The organism is Camelimonas sp. ID_303_24 (assembly GCF_053543495.1).
Map to the genome: position 1 here is coordinate 1 of NZ_JBLLJM010000054.1, position 2,244 is coordinate 2,244.

The 2,244-nt window shown below is 52.7% G+C and carries 2 protein-coding genes; both read right to left on the reverse strand.

Annotation, left to right across the window (positions count from 1 at the left end; all coding sequences use genetic code 11):
* Nucleotides 1-107: 107 nt before the first annotated feature.
* Nucleotides 108-1,043 (reverse strand): GDP-mannose 4,6-dehydratase, encoded by a 936-nt coding sequence (locus tag ACERNI_RS17885; RefSeq protein WP_448834585.1) that lies wholly within the window; start codon nt 1,041-1,043, stop codon nt 108-110.
* Between the two features lie 81 nt (nt 1,044-1,124).
* Entirely contained in the window at nt 1,125-2,099 is a 975-nt protein-coding gene (gene gmd / locus ACERNI_RS17890; RefSeq protein ID WP_448834586.1) for a GDP-mannose 4,6-dehydratase, read from the reverse strand.
* Nucleotides 2,100-2,244: the final 145 nt, after the last annotated feature.

Genomic DNA, 2,244 nt, shown 5'->3' on the forward strand with positions numbered 1-2,244 from the left:
AGAAAACGTGCGTGCCCATCGATGGCTCCCTTCGGGAGCCGTGAATCAGAAAACGCTTCAAAGCGAAAGTATTTTTATGGGTCCGGAGCCTAGTCAACTGGTATGGTCTACGACATCGTTGTAATTTTTGCCCGCCAAAACTCAAGCACGTCTCGCAGAGTGTCGCTCCATTTGATTGCCGGACGCCACCCCAGATACTTGAGCGCCAAATGGCTATCGCCAGTTGCCAGAGGGGTGTCGCCTGCGCGCATCCGTCCCACGTCCTGGCGAACCGTGATCCGAGAGGCGCTCATGGCGCACAGGTCATCCAGAATATCGCCGATACGTCGCGCTTCACCACTGGCCAAATTAAGTGCGATACCTATTGGCAAAGGCTGCTGACGGGTTGCCGCGCAGACGTAGGCTTCGACGACATCCCTGACGTCCAAGAAGTCACGCCTAGCCCCTAGATTGCCGACGTCGATAACAGGAGGCTGCAATCCATACTCAATGCGCGCGATTTGCCTAGCGAACGAGGCAATAACATACGCCTCACTTTGCCCTGGCCCAGTATGATTGAATGGACGAAAGCGAACGACATCCAAACCCGTCGCTGCCATTTGGCCTAGAAGTATGTCAGCCGACGCCTTTGTCACACCATATAACGAGTTCGGTTCCAAAGCCGCCCCTTCCAGTATGGGGACGCCACTCCGGCCAAAACTTCGACCGTAACACTCAGAAGTTCCGGAAAAAATCAATCGGGTCCCGGGCGAATGCCGAATAATACTTTCAGCGAGATTTAGTGTACCAGTAAGATTAACATCGAAAGCCTGCCGCAAATCTTGTGAAACTTCTGACTGCGCTGCAATCGCGGCAAGATGGATAACAGAGAATGGTCTGATTTCCTGCATCCGGTGGTTGACGTAAGATCGGTCCGTGAGTCTAGGCTTCCCTGGTTCAAAAAATGGAATCACGCGTATGCCATCAATATTGGCTAGCCGACGCATCGTCCACTCCCCAACGAACCCGGATGCACCAGTCACAGCCACGACGCGGATTGTCACTCCTGCAGTCCTCCTCCGCTAGCCCATCTGGGCTCGGTCACTCAAAAGGTAGCGAGCCCTTTCAACCCTTGCCACAGCATTTCAATGTTTCAGACGATCAACATCCGCATCGACCATCTCCACGATCATTTCTTCAAGGGATGTACGAGCTTCCCATCCAAGCCTTTCCTTGGCCTTCGCTGGATTGCCCAACAGGACATCAACCTCCGCAGGGCGAAAAAGCTTTTCATCGATAACCAGATGCTGGTCCATCGACAGCCCCACATGCTCGAACGCAATACGGCACATGTCGCGAACGGTCACAGTACGACCTGTAGCGACAACGTAGTCGTCGGGATCCTCCTGCTGGAGCATCAGCCACATTGCTTCCACATAGTCACGCGAATGACCCCAATCGCGCTTAGCGTCGATGTTGCCAAGACGAAGCTCGGTGGACAACCCAAGTTTTATGCGGGCAACTGCGTCAGTTACCTTGCGCGTTACGAACTCGATACCCCTCAGAGGCGATTCATGATTAAAAAGAATCCCACTGGACGCATGAAGACCGAAACTCTCTCGATAATTTACAGTGAGCCAATGTCCATAAAGCTTGGCGACAGCATAAGGTGATCGAGGATAGAAAGGCGTCGCCTCCGATTGCATATCTTCCTGTATCAAACCATACATCTCCGAAGATGATGCTTGGTAAAAACGCGCTCTAGGGCACTCGAGTCGGATAGCTTCAAGAACATTCGTTACGCCGAGAGCCGTAACTTGACCAGTTAAAATGGGCTGTTGCCAAGAGGACTTGACGAAAGACTGAGCAGCTAGATTGTAAACCTCATCTGGCTGGATAGCGCGAATAACTCTTGCAAGGCCTGATAGATCGAGAAGATTACCATCGACCATATTCACTTGGTCGGCAATACCCAACCATCTCAACCGTACGTCATTGACCTCAGCTGTGCTTGACCGACGCACAAGGCCATAGACCTCATATCCTTTCGCAAGGAGAAGCTGGGAGAGATACGCACCGTCCTGGCCGGTCACTCCCGTGATCAGGGCTCTCTTCGTCATATGACACCATTAGCTAGCTTCGAGTTAAAAGATTCGCGTGGCATTTGCGTAGTCGATGTCGGCCACCGCCTCAAGCCCAATGTTAGCACGGCCCATGGCCTGCTTGAACCGAACTAGGTTGGGGACTCAATCAGGTCCACTCGCT

What these genes read in the sequence shown, in the direction of transcription:
- gmd (WP_448834586.1), bottom strand. Translation starts at nt 2,099, where the DNA reads ATGACGAAGAGAGCCCTGATCACGGGAGTGACCGGCCAGGACGGTGCG.